The sequence below is a fragment of the Clostridioides sp. ZZV14-6154 genome, from assembly GCF_020657785.1.
Taxonomy (GTDB): Bacteria; Bacillota; Clostridia; order Peptostreptococcales; family Peptostreptococcaceae; genus Clostridioides.
The window spans coordinates 313,177-334,307 of record NZ_JAGWCY010000001.1; the positions used below are offsets into that span (position 1 = coordinate 313,177).

Sequence of the window (21,131 nt, forward strand, 5' to 3'; positions counted from 1 at the left end):
AGTGTGAAATAAAGGTTTCTATATTGACAGTTTTGCAATAAAGTTATAATATTAATAGGATTGTAGTTTTTTATAGCATATGGAAAATTATGTTCATTTTAAAACTATTAATAAATATAATTTTTTATATTTGGATAATCGTAAAATTAAAATAAAGGATGATAAAAAATGACAGAACAAAATTTAAGCTTGATTGATGAAGTTAAAAGAAGAAGAACCTTTGCAATCATTTCCCATCCCGATGCAGGAAAAACTACATTAACTGAAAAGTTTCTATTATATGGTGGTGCCATTCGTGAAGCAGGATCGGTTAAATCAAGAAGATCTCAAAAACATGCAGTATCTGACTGGATGGAAATTGAAAAACAAAGAGGTATATCTGTTGCATCAAGTGTTCTTCAATTTGAATATAATAACTTTTGTATAAATATTCTTGACACTCCAGGGCATCAAGATTTCAGTGAGGACACTTATAGGACTCTTATGGCAGCAGACTGTGCAGTAATGGTTATTGACTCTGCTAAAGGTGTCGAGGATCAGACAAAGAAATTATTCCAAGTTTGTAAAATGAGAGGAATACCAATTTTTACTTTTATAAATAAAATGGACCGTCAAGGAAAGGATCCCTTTGAACTACTTGAAGATATTGAAAATGTTCTAGAAATTCGCTCTTGCCCAGTAAACTGGCCAATTGGTTCTGGTAAAGAGTTCAAAGGTGTGTTTAATCGTCATAAAAATCAAGTTGAACTATTTGATGATGGTAACCATGGACAATCTATTGCTAATTCTACAACTGGAGATATATCTGACGAAAGATTTAACACTTTATTAGGTGATGCTCTTCATGAAAAACTACTAGAAGATATTGAACTTTTAGATATTGCTGGAGATAATTTTAATTTAGATGGAGTATTAAATGGTGAATTGACACCTGTGTTCTTCGGAAGTGCCCTTACTAACTTTGGTGTAGAACCATTTTTAGAATCGTTTCTAGAAATAACACCTCCGCCAAATCCTCGTAGCAGTAATTTAGGTGATATTGACCCTAATTCTAATAGCTTCTCAGGATTTATATTTAAGATTCAAGCTAATATGGATAAATCTCATAGAGATAGAATTGCATTTTTAAGAATTTGCTCTGGTAAATTTGAAAAAGGTATGACAGTAACTCATGTACAAAGAAACAAAAAGGTTAAACTTTCACAACCTCAACAGTTTGTAGCACAAGACCGTGTTATAATAGATTCAGCTTATCCAGGTGACATTATAGGGATACATGATCCAGGAATATTTAATATTGGTGATACATTAAGTGAAAAAAAATCAAATTTACAGTACACTGGCATACCACAATTTGCTCCTGAACATTTTGTAAGAGTATCTACAAAGAATGCTCTTAAAAGAAAACAGTTCTTAAAAGGTCTTACACAATTATCAGAAGAAGGTACTATACAGATATACAAACAACCTAATTTTGGTATGGAAGAACTTATTGTAGGAGTAGTTGGAGTTCTTCAATTTGAAGTTTTAGAATATCGTCTAAAACAAGAATATGGTGTTGATATGATAATGAACACACTACCTTATCGTTATATACGTTGGATTGAACCTGATACTTTTAAATCGGATAAGCTTTCAATACCAATGGATACAATATTAGTTGAAGATAAAAATAGCAATCCAGTATTGTTATTTCAAAATGAATGGTCTATTAGACATCTAATTGAGAGAAATGAAAATGTAGTTTTAAGAGAAACTTCTCTATAAAAAATAAATGTTAATCCCCCTACGTCTATTTTTAAACGTAGGGGGATTAACATTTATTTGATTATTATTAACTTAATTCAGTTTCTTGTTAATTTTGAGATGCCCAATCTGCTGGATATGTTACATATATAAATCTAGCATAATCAGGTACAGAAAATTGTATCTTACTTCCTTTTGGTATAAATATTAACTCACCTGAAGAAGCAGAAACCTTTCTTCCATCTATTAATATATCTAAAGTTCCATCTATTACATAATCTATTTCATCATAGTTTAGAGTCCAGTCAAAAGTTGTTTCCTTCATTTCCATCATACCACAACCTAATCTTGGGCTTTCCTCTAATGTAAATAAATCTTTTGTGTAAACTACATCGCTTGGGTTTCCTGTATCTAATCTATCAGATTCACTAACCTTTACAGTTGGTAATTTTATAGAAGTTATTCCACTAACATCTTTATTTCTAACAAAATCTACAGTATCTTTAGTTCCATTTATTTTTTCTTCTATTATTTGTCTTACTAATGTTTCAATTAAGTTTTTATCTATATTTGCTATATCCATCTTATACATTCTCCTTCTTTAATGTCTTACTTGCTATAACCATAGCTAATAAGACTGCTGTTATACCACCAATTAATTTAGCAACTATCATTGGTGTTATCATATTAGCATTAAATCCTGCTGTAAATCCTAAGTGGTCTCCAAATACGAATGCTGCTGATACAGAAAATGCTATGTTTATTATCTTTCCTCTATTATCCATATCTTTCATCATACCAAACATTGGTATACAGTTAGCTAAACTTGCAACAAGCCCTGCAGCTGATACATCATTCATTCCAAGAACTTTTCCTAAAGCCATTAATGGTTTATTAAATACCTTTGTTATAACAAATACTAATGGGAATGCTCCTGCTAAAACTATTGCAATATCTCCAACTATTTCTATACCTTCACCTATTGGCTTCATTCCAGGTATTACAACTATACCTGTTAAGGCTTCAACTATTGCAGCAGCAAGTCCTAAAGTTATAACTATCACTACACCCTTTCCAAAATATGTAAATCCTTTTATCATAGCATTTTCAAATTTCAATAATCCAAGTGCTATAACGACTGCAAATATTATTATTGGTATCAAGTTCCTAAGAACCATCATTACTTCAAATTCTGCAACTAATCCACCAACAAATGCTCCAATAGGTATTGTTATTATCCCTGCAAGTATTCCTGTTGCTAAGAATTTTTGGTCTTCTTTTTCAATTATTCCAAGTGCAACTGGTATTATAAACACTATTGTAGGTCCCATCATAGCACCTACTATTAATCCTCCAAATAATCCAGCATTAGGGTCTTTTGCAAGCTCAAGTGCAAGTGGTGCACCACCCATATCATTAGCTAACAAACTTCCAGCAAACATAGCTGGGTCAGCTCCAAGCATATCAAACACTGGTACTACAATTGGTCTTAATACATCAGCAAGAACTGGTGCTAGACATATAACACCTACCATTGCAACTGCAAGTGAACCCATTGCCATTATACCTTCTTCAAATTGTTCTCCAAGACCAAATTTACTACCTATACATTTATCTATAGCCCCAAGTACCATGAAGACTACCATTACATAGATTATAATTTCATTTATACTCATAGTTCCCCCATTATTTTATTAGATTTTTTATTATTTGACTATCTACTGATGATATTACAGTCTTATATATTGTGAATTTAACTTCTATACCTTTATCTATACTTTTAAACTCTATAGTGCCTATACTTTTATTCATCAAACACTTCAAATGAATCGACTACTCCAACTATCGTTGCATCTACTGGAACATGAGCTTTTTCAATCGATTCTCTAGCTGAGGAACCTTTGGATATAAGAACTAAGTCTTCATTTCCTGCTCCTGCATTATCGGCTGCAACCATGAAGCCTTCCTTGTATGTGTCTTTAGTTTTTAAAATTTTTACAACTAAAAGTTTTTGACCACATAATTTTTCATCTTTTCTTGTGGCCCAAACATTACCTACAACTTTTCCTATATCCATAAAATTACCTCCTTACACTTTCTTTAGTTTGAGATGGTGTATTTTCATAAAATCTACAGCTAATGGAGTTATTATACTTTTTTTATTAACTAGTATATTTTTAACTCCATTTATAGTTGGTTTTCTTAAGTCAGCTTCTGATATAAGTTTTTTATTTCTTAAATCTAAACTAAATTCAGTATCTATCTTCATATTTTCTACATTGTTTAGACTTTCTATATCTTTATTTAAAGCTTTTGTATTTTCTTTTTTAGAAACTATAGCACTTGATACTTCACTTTTTATACTTAACTTATTTTTATTTATAGTATTTAAGTCTTTTATAATTTCTACACCAAATTTACATATTTCATCTTCAAAGGACATAAACTTCTTATATAATGCTTTTGGTGCAGTATCCTTATATTTTTTGTATTCAATTCCTTCATCTAAGAGATATACTTTTTTACGCTTCATAATCATTTTTAGTATAAATCTTTCTTCTTCACTTGTTGAATTCCCAAGTGCTATGTTTGATAATCCTCTCATACAAAGTTTCGAAACTATCACTATTTCACACTCTTTTGTACTTCTATCAAATTCAACTATTTCAAATTCATCTTTTAATAAGTTAAATTTACTACTATCCTGTTCAAATACAATTACAGCTTTAGGTTTACTAGATACTTTCAATTCATTATTATTTATTTTTTTATAAACTTCTTCTATTATTAGATTTACAAGGTCATCATAATTCATATTTAATCCTCCCTAGAGGTATTTTCTATATTCATCTTTCATACTTTTATGTATTTTTAATACTTCCAACATTGTATATAGTAAATGAAATTAGAAGTTAAATTAATTTATGCTTTCTTTATTATTTTAGCAACAGTCCCTTTTGAATAGCCACATGCATTGGCTTCATCATAATCTATGTGCATGTAAGTTTTAAAGCTGTCACTAACTCTTATTACTACATCATCAAATGTTAAAGGTCTCTGACCCATTACCTTAGCTTCAACTATTTCTTTATCACATACATTGAATTGTTCAGCATCCTTAGGAGTCATGTGTATATGTCTTTTAGCAACCATTAACCCCTTATCAAGTTCAACTTCACCATGTTGTGTTGATATTTTAATACTTAAAGTACCTTCTAAGTCTCCACTTTGTTTTATAGGAGCTTTTAATCCAAGAGTTGAACCATCTGTTAAAGATATTTCTACCTGAGTTTCATTTCTACATGGCCCAAGTACAACTACATTTTTTATACTTCCTTTAGGACCAGTTATTGTGACTCTTTCATTACAAGCATATTGACCTGGTTGAGATAAGTCTTTTAATTTTGTAAGAGTATATCCCTTACCAAATAATTTATCTACATCTTCTCTATTTAAGTGAACGTGTCTTCCTGATGCCTCAACTTCTATGAATGCTTCTTTTTTAACTCTATTTATTACTTCTTCTACTATTTCATTTAATAGACTCTCCATTGCGTCCTCCAACTACTTATATTTATTAGTTCTAACTTTATATATCATTATCCAAAATACTGACGATAATCTATTAAGTGCCTTTATTAAATCTTCTCTTTGAACATTTCCGTACTCACCTTTAAATGCTTCGTAAGCTGCAAGTTCAACCTCTCGTGTATTGCTTCTTATACTATTTATAGCTACTACTACTTCTCCCATTTCATAACTTGGGAACTCATGTCCTATACCAAAGTATTTTTTAGGATAGTGAGATTGTTCTCTAAGTTCTTGTGGAGTCAATCCTAAAAGTTTAAAATCTTCTAGTTTTTCCTCTAAAACCTCACATCTCATTATATTTCTTACAAAGTCTAATACCTCTTGTAATTCCTTAACAAGCTTTGGCATACCTAGTTTTTGGCAAAGAATCTGTGCTTTTAGTATTTCTGATTCAAGAGAATCTATTTTACCTCTTAGTATTATTCTTTTATGGTCTTTAAAAACCAAAAGATTTCCATTTAATTGAGTCATATGTTCTGGTTTTTCATCCAATTTAGCACCAAATACAGTAGTATATTTATATGTTTTCTCTTTAACTACTTCTTTTATAACTTCTTTGGGCTCATTATTTATATCTGAAAGCTTATCAATATATTTGAGTTCAATACTTCTCTCAGTTAAATAAGATTTTGCAGAAGGAGTTATTATTTGTCCTTTTTCTATATAGAATTCAGTTACATTGCCTTTGTTTTTTCCTATTTTTCTTTTTATTTCGTTTTCTGTTAAAACACCCATTTTATCACATCTCCTATTAGATGTATAAAAAAGGCTACCTCAAAATACATTGAGTTTATTAGTAAGACTCATTTTTGAGATAGCCTCTTTTTTAATCAAAATTTGAATTTTAAAATTGCTTTTATATTACTCAGCTGATACTTTTGGTAATATAGCATCTACTTCAAAATGTGGTCTTGGTATAACATGAACTGATATTAGTTCTCCAACTCTCTCAGCAGCTGCAGCTCCAGCATCTGTAGCAGCTTTAACAGCTCCAACATCTCCTCTTACCATTACAGTAACTAATCCTCCACCTACTTGTTCTTTTCCTACTAATTGTACATTTGCAGCTTTAACCATTGCATCTGCTGCCTCTATCGCTCCTACTAATCCTTTAGTTTCTATCATTCCTAATGCGTTTGTACTTGCCATAATCTTATCCTCCAAAAATTTAATTTTATAGTTTTTATTTTTAGAAATTTATAGCTATAAATTTCATTGTTTGTTTTAGTTATGCTAGTTCTTTGACTAATCTTTGAACTAGAAGATTTATTAATTCTTCTTTATCCATTGAGTCAAACATTGATTTTTCAACTTGAGATGTATCTCTTCCAAGTTCTTCTATTTCTTTGATTCCATAAGCTACTCTTTTAACATTTATTAAATCAAGTGGACCTACATTGTTTGAAGTTGAACTTCCACCTATTGCACCACAACCAAGTGTTAGTGCTGGCACAAGGTTTGTTGATGCACCTATTCCTCCAAGTGCTGAAGGAGTATTCACAAGTATTCTTGATACTGGCATGTTAAGAGCAAATCTCTTTACCAACTCTTCATCATTTGCATGCATTGAGAAGGTATGACCTGCACCTTCATTTATTAATATTTCTCTACATCTATTCATAATAGCCTCTACATTTTCTTCAACATAGAACGCTAGTATTGGCGTAAGTTTTTCTCTTGAATAGGCTACATTATGACCAACTTTATTTTCTCTTGCAACGAGAACTTTTGTATTTTTAGGTACATTTGTTAAATCTGCTAAATTTGATATTACCTCAACACTCTTACCAACTATTTGTGGATTCATAGTACCATTAGCTCTCAATATGAATTTTGCTAATCTCTCACTTTCTTTTTCATTTAAAATATACGCACCTTGATTTTTAAGTTCTTTTAAAACAGTTTCTTCCATAGATTTTTCTATTACTATAGATTGTTCTGATGCACATATAACACCATTATCAAAAGTTTTAGAATCTATTATTCTTTTGACTGCTAACTTAACATTTGCTGATTTATCTATAAATGCTGGTCCATTTCCAGGTCCAACTCCGATAGCTGGTGTTCCTGAAGAGTAAGCAGCTCTAACCATTGCTTCTCCTCCAGTTGCTAATATTAAGTTTGTATCTTTATGTTTCATTAATTCATTAGTTCCAACTATACTTGGATTAGTTATACATAATATTGAATCCTCTGGAGCTCCAGCTTTTATAGCTGCATCACTTATTATATTAACTGTTTCAAGTATGCATTTTTTTGCATTTGGATGTGGAGAGAAAACTATAGTATTTCCTGCCTTTAAAGATATTATAGTTTTGTATATTACTGTTGATGTTGGGTTTGTTGAAGGTATAAGACCTGCCACAACTCCAACTGGTATAGCTATATCTATCGTATTTGCTTCTTTATCTTCACCAATTATGCCAATAGTTTTTGTATCTTTTAGAGTTTCATAAACTCCCATAGATGCAAAAGTATTTTTAATTACTTTATCTTCCCATTTTCCAAATCCAGTTTCTTCATTTGCCATTTTAGCTAATTTAGTAGCATTATTAAATGCTGCATTTGCAACAGCTTTTACTATTTTATCTATTTGCTCTTGGCTCATTTTAGAAAGTTTCTCTTGAGCCACTTTAGCTCTTTTTACAAGAGTTCTGACTTCTTGTATAGATACCAAATCTTTATCTAAAAGTGTCATAACTATCTATCCCCTCTGCTAAGCTTTTTAACTAAGTTTATCAATTCTTCTTTTTTAAGAACATTTAAATCTTTATAAGTTATTGAAGAGTCTAATTTCTTAGCCATAGCTTTAAGTTTTTTCACGCTGTTCTTTGATAAATCATCTCTATCAAAATCAGAATTTTCTATTTTGACTTGTTCTAATATTTCTTTATTATCATTAGTATTTTCTATTTTTTCCTCATTAGTTTCTGTTAAACTATCATCAACTACTTCAATTTCTTTGTTAATTTTATTTATATCACTATATAGTTTTTCATTATTATTTTCACTATTTTCAGTGCCATCTAAAATTACATTATCTTTTTCCGATAAATTTTTCGATACATTATCAGTTATTTCTAATGTAATTTCAAAGTTTTCCTCTGTATCTTCTGAAACTTCACAGACTTTAGGTTCTTTATTTTTAAATAAAGCATCGGTTACTTCATTATGTATTCTTGGTATAATATGTGATGCTCTTAATGTACCAATTCTAGAAACTGCTATTTCACCTGCTTCTAGAGCTGATTTAACAGCACCAACATCTCCACATATTGTTAAAGTAACAATGCCTGCTCCAACCTTATCAATTTCTAAGATATTAACATTTGCAGATTTTAAACAAGCATCAGAAGCTTCGATTGCAGCAACATATCCTATTACTTCTATTAAGCCTACAGCATCCATTTAATTATCCTAGAATCCTGTTGGATTATCTGCAACTGATTTTACTGCTTCTGCAAATGCATCACATGCTGCTTTACAGGCCGATTGAGAGCCTGTAAGTAATGCTCCACCAAAGTTTGTTTCAGTTGGAGGTGCAAATAATTCGCACATCTTAACATCTGCTGCCTTCATTGCTGCATCCAGCGCATACATTGCTTCAAGTGGCGGTGCTACTAAATAAGCTAATGCCTCACCTTCTCTTATTCCTGCTACTTCTGAAAGGTATGTACCTGTTCTTGATACACAGTGAGCATAATATGCTATTGAATCATCATCATTTGCACTTATAAAAGTTGCTCCATATTCTAGAAAATCAACTACTGCATTTAGACCACTTCTTACTTCTGCTGGACTTGGTCCTGCTATTATCCCTAGTACTTCACCAGCAAGCTTTGTTGAAGCATTTGCAGCACCTGCATACATTGATTTTGCATACACAACATCAACTTCTGAAGCTTTAGTTGCTTCATCAAGAGCTGTGTATGTAACATCATCACAGTCTGCAGTTATTAAACCTAAACTTTTGTGATGTGATTTTAGTTCTAGTTTTTGTGCCATTTCTGGACTTATATTTGAAATTATCTTAATTCCTAATATATTAGGACGAATTACATCGTTTTTCATATTCTACACTCCCTCGACTTTATTTAAGGTCTATTCCTGAAGCTTTTTTATCTAACATAGTTTTTATAAGTTCAGCTATATGAGCACCTGCTTCAACTGCAGTTGTTCCACCTTTGTGAATGTTTGATATAACTGTTCTCTTTGCTTCTGCCATTCCTATATATGGCTTATATGCTATATATGCTGACATTGATTCAGCAGTAACTAATCCTGGTCTTTCTCCAACCAACATACATATAACTTCACAACCTAATTCTTCACCTAAGTGGTCCATAGCACCAACTCTACAATGTTTAACAAATAAAATTTCACTTGAATCTATTCCGTACATTTTTAGACCTTGTTTTATAGCTGGCACGCAGTCTTTTAAGTTTGCTTCTATAGCTGCTGAACTAAGCCCGTCTCCTACTAACATCAAAACCCTTTGATTTGTTCCAAGTTTAGATTTTATATTATTTATAGTTTCTGGAGAGAATTTTCTTCCTAAATCTGGTCTTGTTAAGTATTCATCTTTATCACTACATAAAGTTTCTACTGCAAACATATTGTTTTCTTTTATAAATTCTTCATCTACATAAGAGAAAACAGCATCTTGTGCAGCAGCATGGTCTGCTCTAAATCTTAAAACTGTTTCTGTTTTATATCTAGTACCAGCTCTTCCTATACCTATTCTTGCAGGCGTTTTAGACTTTATATCTAAATAAGCTTCTGCGTCCTTTGGATTTTTTACTAGTAATTGCTTTCTTATATCAACTTCTGTTATGTCATCTATACAAGCATCATTATCTATTACAACTTCAGTCACTTTTTTAACAGTTTCAGATACAACATTAGTATCTAATTCTCCAACCATTTGTCCAACTAACTGTTCTACTAATGCTTTTAAATCCTTCTCATTCATACTAAATACCTCCTATCCTAATAATAGAGATGCGTCTCCCGCTAAATCTGTTAATTTACCATCTTTAGAGAATCCCATCTTTTCCATCCAAGCATCAAATTCTTTTATTGCTGTTAGTCCAAACATTTCCCTAAGTGATGCTGTTTCATGGTATCCTGTTGTTTGATAGTTAAGCATAACATCATCTCCATGAGGTATTCCCATAAAGTATGTACATCCTGCTGTTGTTAGTAATATAGCTAAGTTTTCCATATCATTTTGGTCAGCTTTCATATGGTTAGTGTAGCAAACATCAACACCCATTGGTAATCCATGTAATTTACCCATAAAATGGTCTTCAAGTCCTGCTCTTACAACTTCTCTAGCATCATATAAATATTCTGGTCCTATAAATCCAACAACTGTATTTACTAAGAATGGTTCATACTTTTTAGCAAATCCATAGCATCTAGCTTCCATAGTAACCTGGTCTATTCCATGATGTGCTTCTGAAGATAATTCTGAACCTTGTCCAGTTTCAAAATACATGACATTAGGTCCTGTAGCTGTTCCGTGTTTTAAAGCTAATTGTCTAGCTTCTTCTATAGTATCGCCATTGAATCCAAATGCTTCATTTCCTTTTTCAGAACCTGCTATAGATTGGAATATTAAATCTGCAGGAGCACCATTTCTTATCGCTTCCATTTGTGTAGTAACATGGGCTAATACACATGTTTGAGTTGGTATTTGATATTTTTGCTTTACCTCTTCAAATCTTTTTAATACTTTAGTAACACTTTCAACCGAGTCATCAACTGGGTTTAATCCAAGCACTGCATCTCCTATACCAAAAGTTAGACCTTCAAGAAGCGATGCAAGTATTCCATCTGGGTCATCTGTTGGATGATTAGGTTGAAGTCTTGCTGATAATGTTCCATGTTCTCCTATAGTTGTATTACAGTGGGCTGTAACCTTTATCTTCTTAGCAGCATAAACTAAGTCCATATTTGACATTAGTTTTGCAACTGCTGCGATAATCTCAGAAGTTAACCCTCTTGATATTCTTCTTATATCAGCACTTGTAGTATTTGAATCTAATAACCATTCTCTAAGTTCAGATACTGTCCAGTCCTTTATTTCTGCATAAACTTTTTCATTTACAGCATCTTGTATTATTCTTGTTACTTCATCTTCTTCATATGCTACTGCAGGATTATTTCTTATATCCTCTAGTTTTATATGTGATAAAACAACTTTTGCTGCTATCCTTTCTTCAGCTGATTGTGCTGCAAGATCTGCTAATTTATCTCCTGATTTTTCTTCATTAGCTTTAGCCATTACATCATATAAGCCTTTAAACTGATAAGTACGTCCAAATAATTTTGTCTTTAAAATCATTTACTTACCCCCTTCTATTAATTAAAAACTAATGTTTTTATTACCACAGGTAAAACCTTACCTTCAACTATAGGTTTTCCAATGTCAATATAATCTCCATTTTCAACCTTTACACTATCAATACAAACAATATCTTTTTTATAGTTCAATAATGCATATATTGCTTGACCTAGCACCTTTGCCATATCATTTTCAACGATTACCACAAAAGGCAAATTATTTTCTATAATTTGTTTCATTCCATCTACAAATCCTTTAGCATACTCTTGTATATCTAAAAAAGTAGGATTTTTCTTGCCTATCATAGCTATAGCAACTTTCTGTAAATCATTTTCCAATTTAAACCAGTTAAGTTTATTTTCTATGGATTCACTAATTTGTTTTGAAGTACCAATCTCTTCATCAACTGATAATTTTAAAACTGGTAAATTTTTAATTGGGAATGACTCACTAGTGTAGGTTATTGTACTTCCACTTACTTCAGTAGTGTGAGAACCTGCACCAACCACTGTTGCTCTTATTGTTTCTATTGATTTGACTACATTTACTTTTTTAAGGTATTCGCAATTTTTTACTGCTTGCCCAAGTAAAATTCCCAAATCACCATATTCAAAATAATCCTTTACTTCTCCATTGTAGTAAATATAATCTGCTACTCCACCTGAGAATGAAACATTTTTAATTTTTTCATCTATACTTATCGACTTATTAGTTATTATAAAATCAAATAAAGGCGTTTGAGATTTTAATCCTATACTTTCCATTAATAAATTAACCATTATATTAACTATTGGTTTTGTATTTTCTATTGTAGCTACAGTTCCTACTTGAAGATTTAAGTTATTATCTTTTATGATTTTATCTATTTTAGGCGAAATATAAGTTATCTTCTTACTTGCTTTATCTACCTTTATAAGCCTTCCACCTATATCCAAACACCCAGTATCAGTTACTTCTCCCCTTTTAAATGAAGCTATGTTACTAGTTCCCCCACCTATGTCTATATTTACAATTGTAGTTGAATGTTCTTTTGAATAAATATGAGCCCCTGCTCCTTTTCCTGATATTATACTTTCTAAATCAGGTCCTGCTGTTGCAACGACAAAGTCTCCAGCAAATCCACTTAAAGTATGAAGTACATCATTTGCATTTTCTTTTCTAGCTGTTTCACCAGTTATTATTACTGCTCCTGTATGTATATCTACTTTAGATATATTTGCTTTTTTATATTCATTTTCAACTATTTCTTTTATTTGTTGTCCATTTATTTCTTTGTTTGAAATAAGAGGAGTAAAATAAACTTTACTTTTATAAATAATTTCCTTGTCTACTATACTTATCCTAGGTACCGAAAAATTTGATTCAGTATTTTCTACTATTAATTTAGAAAAAATCAATTGAGTAGTACTTGTCCCAATGTCAATACCAACACTTAATAATTCTTCTCTCATTTTCTCACCTCCTAAAATTTAAGTATGTCTTAAACAAGCAAAGAGGCTTAAAGCTATAATAAATATTTGTTAAATCAAATATATTTATAAGTTTTATAAATATATTTAATTAACTTAATCTATTAATAACTTTAAGCCTCTTTGCTCAATTAAAACTACTACTTTGTAGATGAGTTATTATCTAATATTAATTTATGTAGGTATAGTAATTAACACTTCGGTTCCATTTTTACTGCTCTTTCTTTTTATACTTCCTTTTAGCATTTGAGTTATATAACTATCTATTATATATGTTCCTAAACTATTTTTATTTATATTATCACTATCAAATCCAATTCCATCATCTATAATAGCGATATTTCTCAAACCATTATCTTTATTTACTAATATCTGTATATTACCACGTTCTCTATTCTTGAAAGCATGGTCATAACAGTTTTGTAGTACTTCATTTATAACTAAAAGTATGGCTGTTGCTTTTTCTCCACTAATTTTAAAGTCTTCACCTGTTATACATATATCGATATCTTTATTAAACAGATATCCACCTTGAATATTTGATACTAATAAATTTATACCTTCTAATATAGATATATTATTATCGATTTCCTTAGATAATAAGTAATGAGTTGAAAGAATTGCAAACACTCTATTTGTTATATTATCTAGACATTGTTTAACTTCCTCGTTTTGAGACAATCTACTTTGTTTTTTTATTATAGATATTACTGTATGAAGATTGTTTTTTACTCTATGATGAGTTTCTCTTATAGCTACTGTTTTTAAAATTAGTTCTTCTTCTTTTCGTTTTAAATCACTTATATCTTGTACTATTTTACAAACCTTAAATTCATCATCTTTGATGTATATGGTTTTTATTTTAAAAAACATATTACCTATTGAAACTTCATTTGTTTCATCATAATTCTCATCTATCAATATATCTTCAAACACTGTATGCTCTATGTATAAATCGTTGTAATGCATATCTTGTATATCACATTCAAACCCAATACTTTTATACATGTCAGTTGCAATACGATTTTTAATTTTCAGCTTTCCATTTTTATCAAATATAAGTATAGCAGAATTTAAATTATCAACTAAAAAGTCATTATTTTCTATCAATTTTATAAACTGATGTGAATTTTTATTTTCTTCATCTTCGTTAGTGTCAAACTCATTTTTAACTTCACTACTTATATCTTTTTCAACTATTAATACTGCTAGAATTTTGTCATCCAATGTTATTGGTTGAATATTCTGTTTAACCAGTTTATATTCTTGTGTTAAAGCCTTAATATCTCGTGCTCTTTCTCCAGTCTTTAAGCACTTTATAACTCCTGGTTCATTTTCAATTAGAGCTTTTTTTCCTATAACATTTTCACAGTATAATGACTTTTCTTTAGGTCTACCATGTGCCACCACAATTGCTTCATCATCACATTTACTTAATACATCTATAAAAACATCAGCCTCATAAAAGTTAGCCATTAAATCTAAGGATTTTGATACTTCTATAATTTTTTCAATTTCATTTTTATTTAAGTATGTTTGTGTAATTGCTATTTTTTTTATCGTATTAATCATCGTACCCTATTATAATCATTTTAGCAATTTCCATCATTGAAGTTCTTTTATCCATACTTAATTTTCTTATTATATTGTATGCTTCATCCTCAGAAACTTTAAACTCTCTTATAAGTATACCTTTTGCTCTTTCTATTAACTTTCTTTCATTTAATTTAGAATTTACTTTCTCTAAATCTTTTTTCATTCTTTCAAATTCATTTACTTTATTTAAACACATTTCTATAGTTGGTATAAGTGATTTTTCACTTGCTGTCTTTACTAAATATCCATAAGCACCTATACTTTTAGCTTTTTCTATGTATTCTTTATCTTCAAATGAAGTTAATAAAAGTACTCCACCTGCTAGATTTTCCTTACATATTATTTTACCTGCCTTTATACCATCAAGAATTGGCATTTCTATATCCATTATAACTAAATCAGGCTTATGTTTTTTACACATTTCAACAGCTTCAAACCCATCGCATGCTTCTCCTATTATTTCATAACCATTATTTTCTAGGACATCTTTTATATCCATCCTTAACAGTGGTTCATCATCAACCAATAGTATTTTTTTCCCCATGTTCCTACCTCACTTAAAGATTAAATCTTCTTAAAATAGTTTTATATATATTTTTATGTTTTTATAAAATGCTAAATTTATATTTTATTTAACTCTCTGTTTAATTTAATTCTATCATATTTTTGAGTTAAAAAAATATTTTCCCCTAAATTTCGTCTATTTTTTTAGATTTTTCTAGATATTCAAACAATTTTTCAAGTCCTATACCATCAATTGTATCTATTTTAAATATTTGACTTGCTCCTGCTAGTGATAATCGTTCATAAGCTATATTAATTTCATCTTCAGTAGACATATTTATTTTGGTTATAATTCCTATTACATCTTTACAAAACATACTTGCAAATCCTGGTGCTATATAATTTTCTTCTTGTGTAGCATCATATACTATTGCTATAATTTTTGCATCTACAGATGTTGTTATCAATGCATTGTACAAGCTTCTATTTTCCATATATTCACCTGGAGTGTCTATTGCATCATTGTAAAGTTCTACTGATTGGGTTTTCTTGTATTTCAATTCCAATTGGTCTAGTTTTTGGCACAAAGTGGTTTTACCACTTCCTGTTTTTCCCATAAAAATTATATTTTTCATTGTATTATTATGTCCTTGTTATTTTAGTAGATGAGAAGTTCAACATATTTCCTAAAACTTCTAAAACATCATTTAATGCTGATTCTACAGAACTTACATCACCTGATATTACTACAGAACCACTAAATCTATCTATAAACCCCAAAGATACATTTGAAGATTTTGTAGCAACATCTGCTGCTATTATTGATGCTTCACTTGGTGTTATTGTGAGTATTCCTATCGCATCTTTTTTATCAAGCACTAATCCTAATTTCTTATATATATCTTCATTAGGATTGGCTATTATATGTGCCAATGTAACCTGTTTTCCAGGAACATATTCTTGAATAACTCTTTGCTTAGATTCTTCAGCCAAATTTATTCCCTGCTTTCTTTAAGTATAGTTTATTAAAAAATTACTTGCTAAAAATAAAAGGAGCTCCATAAGAATAATATTAATATTCCTAAGAAGCTCCATTGCTTTTTTACTAAAATATCACACCTTTGTGATACCTTTATTATAGTTTTCTGCTTTATATTTGTCAATATATAATTTATATTTTTAAAAACATTTTCCCTATTTGTATAATATTATGTTTACATGTAATAAAATGTAGTTATTTAATATTATTTAATATGTTTATTATATCCTCTTCAGTTGGTACCTTAGGGTTGGTTAATGTACAAGTATCTTTTATGGCAAGCCTTGCTATTTCTCTCTCTTCATTAATTATATCTTCTAGACTTAATTTACACTGTGTCAATTTAGTTGGCATATTCATTTCTTTTTGCAGTTTCTTTATTTCATTTACTAAGTTTTTAACAGCTATTCTTATATTACCATTACCAAACCCTACTAATTCTGCTATTTGTGCATATTTTATAGCTGTATCTGAGTAAGCTATGTTGGTATATCCTATTATTGATGAATTATATTCTATAACATGTGGAAGTAATATTGAGTTTGTTCTTCCATGTGGTATATGAAATTTTCCGCCTAATACATGCGCTATAGAATGATTTATACCAAGTGATGTTTGGTTAAATGCCATACCTGCTAAACAAGATGCATTGTGCATTTTTTCTCTAGCTTCTATATCATTTCCATCTTTGTATGCTTTTAATAAATACTTAAATACTAATTTTATAGCTTTTTCAGCAAGTGCATCAGAAAAATCATTAGCATTTGTGGATACATAAGCCTCTATTGCATGTGTTAATACATCTATACCTGTATCTGCTGTTATAAAATTTGGTACAGTTTTTACAAGTTCTGGGTCTAGTATTGCCATATTTGGAAGTAAATCATCACTTACTAATGGATATTTACACCCTTTTTGATTATCTGTTATTACAGAAAATGATGTTACTTCTGAACCTGTTCCACTTGTTGTTGGTATTGCTATAAATTCTATATCATTAGCATTTAATATTTTTTTAGAAAAATCCATTATAGATTTTGCAGCATCTATAGCAGAACCTCCTCCTAATGCTATTATTATATCTGGATTCATAGATTTAAATTTTTCTACTCCTGCTACTATTGTTTCTATTGGTGGGTCTGGTACTATTTCTTCAAAAACTTGATATGTTGAATTTATTAAGTTAAATGTTATTTTATCTATTGTTTTTGATTTAACCATAAATGGGTCTGTTATTATTAATACATGTTTATCTTTTAATTCTTGTAGTGCTTTTAATGCTCCTTCTCCAAATTTTATTTTGGTTTTAATTTCAAAGTTATTCAAATTTATCTCCTCCTTAAATTCAATGCACAAAAAAGCTCCATAGATAAAATCTATGGAGCTCCTTTGCTCTTTTAACACTTCATTGTGTTATATTAAAATATACTATTTGATTAATCTAATGTCAAGTTAATAGTATATAAAATACATCTAGATATTTTCTCATTTGTATATCTCTTTTTTATATTTAATCTTTAATTTTCTAAATCAATAATCGAAATTTATGCATCAGTTTTACTTACTTTTAAGTCTTCTTCTAAAGTATTAAAAGCTTTATCCAAAACTTCTTTAGAATATTTTTTGCTTACTATATTTACAAACCATCTAGCTTTAGCCATTTCTATTTCATTAAGTTTAGCCTCATCTTTAGGAAAAATCTCTATAACTTTGATTTCCATACACAAACCTCCTACAAAGTTTTTGCTATAAGGCTTAATTTTAAAAATTCTTCCTTATAAAATCATTTAGATTATAACTTTTTATATTAGTTTATGAAGTTATAGATTTGTCCTGATACAACTAAGTACTAAATTTAATGTATCTGCTGATTATTTACTAGATTTTTCGTGATATAGAAGTAAAATCTAAGAGACTGATAAAACTGATTTAGAATTTAAAAAGCAAAGAAATAAAAGAAATAAATAGTCATATATTATAAAGAATAGATTTATGATATTGTTAAAAGTTATGGTATTTTTTTAGCATTGAATACAATATAAATAACTACCTAACTTATAGGAGGTTTTAATTTTGAAAGCTGCAATTTATTCAAGAAAATCAAAGTTTACTGGTAAAGGTGAATCTATAGAAAATCAAATACAACTATGTATGGACTATGCTAAGTCTGTTGGTATAAAAGATTTTTTAATATATGAAGATGAAGGCTTTAGCGGTGGTAATATAGATAGACCTCAATTTAAGAAAATGATGCAAGATGCGAAAGCAAAAAAGTTTGATTATCTTGTGTGCTATAGATTAGATAGAATATCAAGAAATGTATCTGACTTCTCTACTTTAATAGAAAAACTAAATAAACTAGATATATCTTTTATATCTATCAAAGAGCAATTTGACACTTCTACCCCAATGGGAAGAGCTATGATGTTTATATCTAGTGTATTTGCACAGCTTGAAAGAGAAACAATAGCTGAACGTATAAAAGATAATATGTATGAACTTGCTCGTACTGGAAGATGGCTAGGTGGCAAAACTCCTCATGGATTTAGCAGTAAAAAGATTAAATACTTAGATGAAAACCTAAAAGAAAGAAGCATGTATCAGTTAGAAGTTAGTGATGGTGAAATGGAAGTTGTTAAAATAGTTTATGCTAAGTATCTAGAACTTAGGTCTCTATCTCAATTATACAAATATGTTTATCACAATGGAATAAAGGGTCCTCGTGGTGGTAAATTTGACCCTAGTTCATTATCTGGTATACTTAGAAGTCCTGCTTATGTGAAAGCTAATGATGTTGTTGTAGAATATCTTAGAAATAACAATATGGAAGTTATCGGTACTCCTGATAATGAATGTGGAATACTTACTTATGCTAAAAATACATCTACACCTATAGCAGCTATTGCTAAACATAAAGGAATTATAGATTCTACTACTTGGCTTGAAGTTCAAGGTTTACTTGATGCTAATCGTGATAAGAGTCCAAGAACTGCTACTGGTAAAGTTGCTTTATTATCAGGACTTTTAAAATGTTCTAAGTGTGGTTCTAATATGAGAATTACTTATAAAGGTAAACGAACTGATGAAGAATTAAAGTATTATTATGTATGTGGTACTAAAAAGAATCTCGGTGTTGATGCCTGTAATTGTAAAAATCTTAATGGGCCTTTAGTTGAAGATATTATTATTGAAAGAATTAAAAATTGTAATGTTGAATCTATTATAGATGCTTTTCATGAAAATAAGATTAAAGTTGATGATGTATCAAATAGCGTTAAAAATGAGATTGATTTATTTAGGAATTCTATTGAGGATAAGGAAAAGAGCATTGGGAATTTGGTTATGGAGCTTGCTAAAAATACTGGTAGTGTTGCTTCTGATTATATTATCTCTCAGATTGAAAGTTTAAATAATGAAATTGAAGAATTAAGGATTAGGTTTAGAAACTTAGAAGATAAAAGTGTTGATATTAAAAATGCCAGTGTTAATTTAGATATTGTTGTTAGTAATTTAGAAAAGTTTAATGATATGGTTGATAATGCTAATCTGGATAATAAGAAGTTATTGCTTTCTACTCTTGTTGATTCTATAGTTTGGGATAGTTCTAGTGGTACTCTTAGTATTGTTTATATGGGTGCTGACATGGATGACTTAGTTTCTGTTGTCTGATAGGTCGCACTTCTGTAGTGATGGCAGAAGCAATAAGCATATCAGATAAAGTTGCAATACTATCTAAAAGACCAGCTACTATAAAAAATATTTATGACATTGAACTTAATATGGATGGAACAAAAACGCCTCTCAAAACACGTAAAGTTCCCGATTTTCAAAAGTATTTCGACATATTATGGAAGGAGCTAGATACACATGAGGCTTAATAAAAGATCTGAAGGATATATAAACTATATTAAAGGTGTAAAAAGAGAAAAAAGAAATGTATTATTTTATCAACTATTAATTTTAATTGGTTTTATTATAATTTGGGAGATTTTAGCTGATTTAAATGTTATAAATACTTTTCTATTCAGTAAACCAAGTGATATTTACAATTTGTTTATTCAATATGCATCTAGTGGCCAACTATTTAAACATATTGGAGTATCTGTATATGAAACAGTTCTTGGTCTTGTTATAGGAACTGTTTTAGGTATTCTAGTAGCAATTGCTCTTTGGTGGTCAGAAAAATTATCAAAAATATTAGACCCATTTTTGGTAGTTTTAAATGCTCTTCCTAAGACTGCTTTAGCTCCTATAATTATAGTTTGGGTTGGTGCTGGAATAGAAGGAATTGTAGTAACAGCTGTAACTATTTCTGTTGTTGTTACCATACTTTCAGCCTATAATTACTTTATTAATATAGATGAAGAAAAAATTAAGATGTTAAAGAGCTTTGGAGCTAGCAAATCACAAATCCTATTTAAACTTATATTACCTGCAAATACAGGAAATTTAATAAACTTAACTAAGATTAATATTGGTATGGCTTGGGTAGGTGTTATAGTAGGAGAATTTTTGGTATCAAGATATGGAATAGGATACTTGATAGTTTATGGTAGTCAAGTATTTAAGCTAGATTTGGTAATGATGGGTGTATTTGTATTAGCTATTTGTGCATGGGCAATGTATGCTGTAGTCAACATTATCGAAAAAATATACAATTCTAGATAAATAAAAAATCTTATTTAGTAAATTTAATCATCCTAGTATTTATACTATAGGATAGTTTTTTAGAAGCACTTTAATTGTACAATCAAAAAATTATAACTGTATAACTTTAATATTTGAAACTGTAGGAATATTTGTGAGAAATATAAAACAAATTTACCTACAGTTTTTA

Annotated in this window: 24 protein-coding genes; 4 read left to right on the plus strand and 20 right to left on the minus strand. The window is 29.7% G+C overall.

Annotation, left to right across the window (positions count from 1 at the left end; all coding sequences use genetic code 11):
• The first annotated feature begins 168 nt into the window (after positions 1 to 168).
• Complete coding sequence (locus KGF45_RS01440; protein WP_227841647.1) at positions 169 to 1,767, plus strand: peptide chain release factor 3; 1,599 nt, start codon at positions 169 to 171, stop codon at positions 1,765 to 1,767.
• Between the two features lie 88 nt (positions 1,768 to 1,855).
• On the opposite strand, the gene KGF45_RS01445 is transcribed toward KGF45_RS01440, so the two are convergent.
• The 20 genes from KGF45_RS01445 to KGF45_RS01535 form a co-directional block, all read right to left on the minus strand.
• Positions 1,856 to 2,329 (minus strand): cupin domain-containing protein, encoded by a 474-nt coding sequence (locus tag KGF45_RS01445; RefSeq protein WP_227841648.1) that lies wholly within the window; start codon positions 2,327 to 2,329, stop codon positions 1,856 to 1,858.
• Position 2,330: 1 nt separating this feature from the next.
• A complete protein-coding gene (gene eutH / locus KGF45_RS01450) occupies positions 2,331 to 3,422 on the minus strand; it encodes an ethanolamine utilization protein EutH (RefSeq protein WP_227841649.1) in 1,092 nt (363 codons plus the stop codon).
• 10 nt (positions 3,423 to 3,432) lie between these two features.
• Positions 3,433 to 3,558, minus strand: a complete 126-nt coding sequence (locus KGF45_RS19995; RefSeq protein ID WP_255287800.1) for a hypothetical protein — start codon at positions 3,556 to 3,558, stop codon at positions 3,433 to 3,435.
• Entirely contained in the window at positions 3,551 to 3,823 is a 273-nt protein-coding gene (locus tag KGF45_RS01455) for a EutN/CcmL family microcompartment protein (protein WP_227828051.1), read from the minus strand. Before KGF45_RS01455 ends, KGF45_RS19995 begins: the two co-directional genes overlap by 8 nt.
• Positions 3,824 to 3,835: 12 nt before the next feature.
• Positions 3,836 to 4,561 carry a TIGR02536 family ethanolamine utilization protein gene (locus tag KGF45_RS01460; RefSeq protein WP_227841650.1) on the minus strand — a complete coding sequence of 242 codons (726 nt, stop codon included), beginning with the start codon at positions 4,559 to 4,561 and terminating at the stop codon, positions 3,836 to 3,838.
• A gap of 107 nt (positions 4,562 to 4,668) precedes the next feature.
• Positions 4,669 to 5,298 (minus strand): ethanolamine utilization phosphate acetyltransferase EutD, encoded by a 630-nt coding sequence (gene eutD / locus KGF45_RS01465; RefSeq protein ID WP_227841651.1) that lies wholly within the window; start codon positions 5,296 to 5,298, stop codon positions 4,669 to 4,671.
• 12 nt (positions 5,299 to 5,310) lie between these two features.
• The gene (locus KGF45_RS01470; protein ID WP_227828054.1) at positions 5,311 to 6,072 is read right to left on the minus strand and encodes a cobalamin adenosyltransferase; all 762 of its coding nucleotides are present in this window, start codon (positions 6,070 to 6,072) and stop codon (positions 5,311 to 5,313) included.
• A gap of 126 nt (positions 6,073 to 6,198) precedes the next feature.
• On the minus strand, positions 6,199 to 6,486 hold the full coding sequence (eutM, locus tag KGF45_RS01475; RefSeq protein WP_003428692.1) for an ethanolamine utilization microcompartment protein EutM: 288 nt from the start codon (positions 6,484 to 6,486) through the stop codon (positions 6,199 to 6,201).
• A 79-nt stretch (positions 6,487 to 6,565) separates the two neighbouring features.
• Positions 6,566 to 8,035, minus strand: a complete 1,470-nt coding sequence (locus tag KGF45_RS01480; RefSeq protein WP_227841652.1) for an acetaldehyde dehydrogenase (acetylating) — start codon at positions 8,033 to 8,035, stop codon at positions 6,566 to 6,568.
• A gap of 2 nt (positions 8,036 to 8,037) precedes the next feature.
• Positions 8,038 to 8,745 carry a BMC domain-containing protein gene (locus KGF45_RS01485; protein WP_227841653.1) on the minus strand — a complete coding sequence of 236 codons (708 nt, stop codon included), beginning with the start codon at positions 8,743 to 8,745 and terminating at the stop codon, positions 8,038 to 8,040.
• Positions 8,746 to 8,754: 9 nt separating this feature from the next.
• Positions 8,755 to 9,408 carry an ethanolamine utilization microcompartment protein EutL gene (eutL, locus tag KGF45_RS01490; protein ID WP_003423987.1) on the minus strand — a complete coding sequence of 218 codons (654 nt, stop codon included), beginning with the start codon at positions 9,406 to 9,408 and terminating at the stop codon, positions 8,755 to 8,757.
• 19 nt (positions 9,409 to 9,427) lie between these two features.
• Entirely contained in the window at positions 9,428 to 10,309 is an 882-nt protein-coding gene (gene eutC / locus KGF45_RS01495; RefSeq protein WP_227828057.1) for an ethanolamine ammonia-lyase subunit EutC, read from the minus strand.
• A 12-nt stretch (positions 10,310 to 10,321) separates the two neighbouring features.
• Positions 10,322 to 11,686, minus strand: coding sequence for an ethanolamine ammonia-lyase subunit EutB (locus KGF45_RS01500; RefSeq protein ID WP_227841654.1), 1,365 nt, complete (start codon positions 11,684 to 11,686; stop codon positions 10,322 to 10,324).
• A 17-nt stretch (positions 11,687 to 11,703) separates the two neighbouring features.
• Positions 11,704 to 13,137 (minus strand): ethanolamine ammonia-lyase reactivating factor EutA, encoded by a 1,434-nt coding sequence (gene eutA, locus KGF45_RS01505; protein WP_227841655.1) that lies wholly within the window; start codon positions 13,135 to 13,137, stop codon positions 11,704 to 11,706.
• A gap of 192 nt (positions 13,138 to 13,329) precedes the next feature.
• Positions 13,330 to 14,727 (minus strand): histidine kinase N-terminal domain-containing protein, encoded by a 1,398-nt coding sequence (locus KGF45_RS01510; RefSeq protein WP_227828060.1) that lies wholly within the window; start codon positions 14,725 to 14,727, stop codon positions 13,330 to 13,332.
• Positions 14,720 to 15,295: a response regulator gene (locus KGF45_RS01515; RefSeq protein WP_227828061.1), complete on the minus strand. Its 576-nt coding sequence runs from the start codon at positions 15,293 to 15,295 to the stop codon at positions 14,720 to 14,722. The genes KGF45_RS01510 and KGF45_RS01515 overlap by 8 nt, the downstream gene beginning before the upstream one ends.
• Positions 15,296 to 15,440: 145 nt before the next feature.
• The gene (locus KGF45_RS01520) at positions 15,441 to 15,890 is read right to left on the minus strand and encodes a EutP/PduV family microcompartment system protein (protein ID WP_227828062.1); all 450 of its coding nucleotides are present in this window, start codon (positions 15,888 to 15,890) and stop codon (positions 15,441 to 15,443) included.
• Between the two features lie 7 nt (positions 15,891 to 15,897).
• On the minus strand, positions 15,898 to 16,248 hold the full coding sequence (locus KGF45_RS01525; RefSeq protein ID WP_169466896.1) for a BMC domain-containing protein: 351 nt from the start codon (positions 16,246 to 16,248) through the stop codon (positions 15,898 to 15,900).
• A gap of 241 nt (positions 16,249 to 16,489) precedes the next feature.
• Complete coding sequence (locus tag KGF45_RS01530) at positions 16,490 to 17,620, minus strand: 1-propanol dehydrogenase PduQ (RefSeq protein ID WP_227828063.1); 1,131 nt, start codon at positions 17,618 to 17,620, stop codon at positions 16,490 to 16,492.
• A 218-nt stretch (positions 17,621 to 17,838) separates the two neighbouring features.
• A complete protein-coding gene (locus KGF45_RS01535) occupies positions 17,839 to 18,015 on the minus strand; it encodes a hypothetical protein (RefSeq protein ID WP_227828064.1) in 177 nt (58 codons plus the stop codon).
• 352 nt (positions 18,016 to 18,367) lie between these two features.
• Here KGF45_RS01535 and KGF45_RS01540 point away from each other — a divergent pair, with 352 nt between their 5' ends.
• From KGF45_RS01540 to KGF45_RS01550, 3 genes are read left to right on the plus strand one after another with little or no spacing between them, the layout of a single operon-like run.
• Positions 18,368 to 19,963 carry a recombinase family protein gene (locus KGF45_RS01540; RefSeq protein ID WP_227828065.1) on the plus strand — a complete coding sequence of 532 codons (1,596 nt, stop codon included), beginning with the start codon at positions 18,368 to 18,370 and terminating at the stop codon, positions 19,961 to 19,963.
• Positions 19,964 to 19,980: 17 nt separating this feature from the next.
• Positions 19,981 to 20,172, plus strand: coding sequence for a hypothetical protein (locus tag KGF45_RS01545; protein WP_255287799.1), 192 nt, complete (start codon positions 19,981 to 19,983; stop codon positions 20,170 to 20,172).
• Positions 20,162 to 20,962 (plus strand): ABC transporter permease, encoded by an 801-nt coding sequence (locus KGF45_RS01550; RefSeq protein WP_227828066.1) that lies wholly within the window; start codon positions 20,162 to 20,164, stop codon positions 20,960 to 20,962. The genes KGF45_RS01545 and KGF45_RS01550 overlap by 11 nt, the downstream gene beginning before the upstream one ends.
• Positions 20,963 to 21,131: the final 169 nt, after the last annotated feature.

What these genes read in the sequence shown, in the direction of transcription:
- KGF45_RS01440 (WP_227841647.1), top strand. Translation starts at nt 169, where the DNA reads ATGACAGAACAAAATTTAAGCTTGATTGATGAAGTTAAAAGAAGAAGA.
- KGF45_RS01445 (WP_227841648.1), bottom strand. Translation starts at nt 2,329, where the DNA reads ATGGATATAGCAAATATAGATAAAAACTTAATTGAAACATTAGTAAGA.
- eutH (WP_227841649.1), bottom strand. Translation starts at nt 3,422, where the DNA reads ATGAGTATAAATGAAATTATAATCTATGTAATGGTAGTCTTCATGGTA.
- KGF45_RS19995 (WP_255287800.1), bottom strand. Translation starts at nt 3,558, where the DNA reads ATGAATAAAAGTATAGGCACTATAGAGTTTAAAAGTATAGATAAAGGT.
- KGF45_RS01455 (WP_227828051.1), bottom strand. Translation starts at nt 3,823, where the DNA reads ATGGATATAGGAAAAGTTGTAGGTAATGTTTGGGCCACAAGAAAAGAT.
- KGF45_RS01460 (WP_227841650.1), bottom strand. Translation starts at nt 4,561, where the DNA reads ATGAATTATGATGACCTTGTAAATCTAATAATAGAAGAAGTTTATAAA.
- eutD (WP_227841651.1), bottom strand. Translation starts at nt 5,298, where the DNA reads ATGGAGAGTCTATTAAATGAAATAGTAGAAGAAGTAATAAATAGAGTT.
- KGF45_RS01470 (WP_227828054.1), bottom strand. Translation starts at nt 6,072, where the DNA reads ATGGGTGTTTTAACAGAAAACGAAATAAAAAGAAAAATAGGAAAAAAC.
- eutM (WP_003428692.1), bottom strand. Translation starts at nt 6,486, where the DNA reads ATGGCAAGTACAAACGCATTAGGAATGATAGAAACTAAAGGATTAGTA.
- KGF45_RS01480 (WP_227841652.1), bottom strand. Translation starts at nt 8,035, where the DNA reads ATGACACTTTTAGATAAAGATTTGGTATCTATACAAGAAGTCAGAACT.
- KGF45_RS01485 (WP_227841653.1), bottom strand. Translation starts at nt 8,745, where the DNA reads ATGGATGCTGTAGGCTTAATAGAAGTAATAGGATATGTTGCTGCAATC.
- eutL (WP_003423987.1), bottom strand. Translation starts at nt 9,408, where the DNA reads ATGAAAAACGATGTAATTCGTCCTAATATATTAGGAATTAAGATAATT.
- eutC (WP_227828057.1), bottom strand. Translation starts at nt 10,309, where the DNA reads ATGAATGAGAAGGATTTAAAAGCATTAGTAGAACAGTTAGTTGGACAA.
- KGF45_RS01500 (WP_227841654.1), bottom strand. Translation starts at nt 11,686, where the DNA reads ATGATTTTAAAGACAAAATTATTTGGACGTACTTATCAGTTTAAAGGC.
- eutA (WP_227841655.1), bottom strand. Translation starts at nt 13,137, where the DNA reads ATGAGAGAAGAATTATTAAGTGTTGGTATTGACATTGGGACAAGTACT.
- KGF45_RS01510 (WP_227828060.1), bottom strand. Translation starts at nt 14,727, where the DNA reads ATGATTAATACGATAAAAAAAATAGCAATTACACAAACATACTTAAAT.
- KGF45_RS01515 (WP_227828061.1), bottom strand. Translation starts at nt 15,295, where the DNA reads ATGGGGAAAAAAATACTATTGGTTGATGATGAACCACTGTTAAGGATG.
- KGF45_RS01520 (WP_227828062.1), bottom strand. Translation starts at nt 15,890, where the DNA reads ATGAAAAATATAATTTTTATGGGAAAAACAGGAAGTGGTAAAACCACT.
- KGF45_RS01535 (WP_227828064.1), bottom strand. Translation starts at nt 18,015, where the DNA reads ATGGAAATCAAAGTTATAGAGATTTTTCCTAAAGATGAGGCTAAACTT.
- KGF45_RS01550 (WP_227828066.1), top strand. Translation starts at nt 20,162, where the DNA reads ATGAGGCTTAATAAAAGATCTGAAGGATATATAAACTATATTAAAGGT.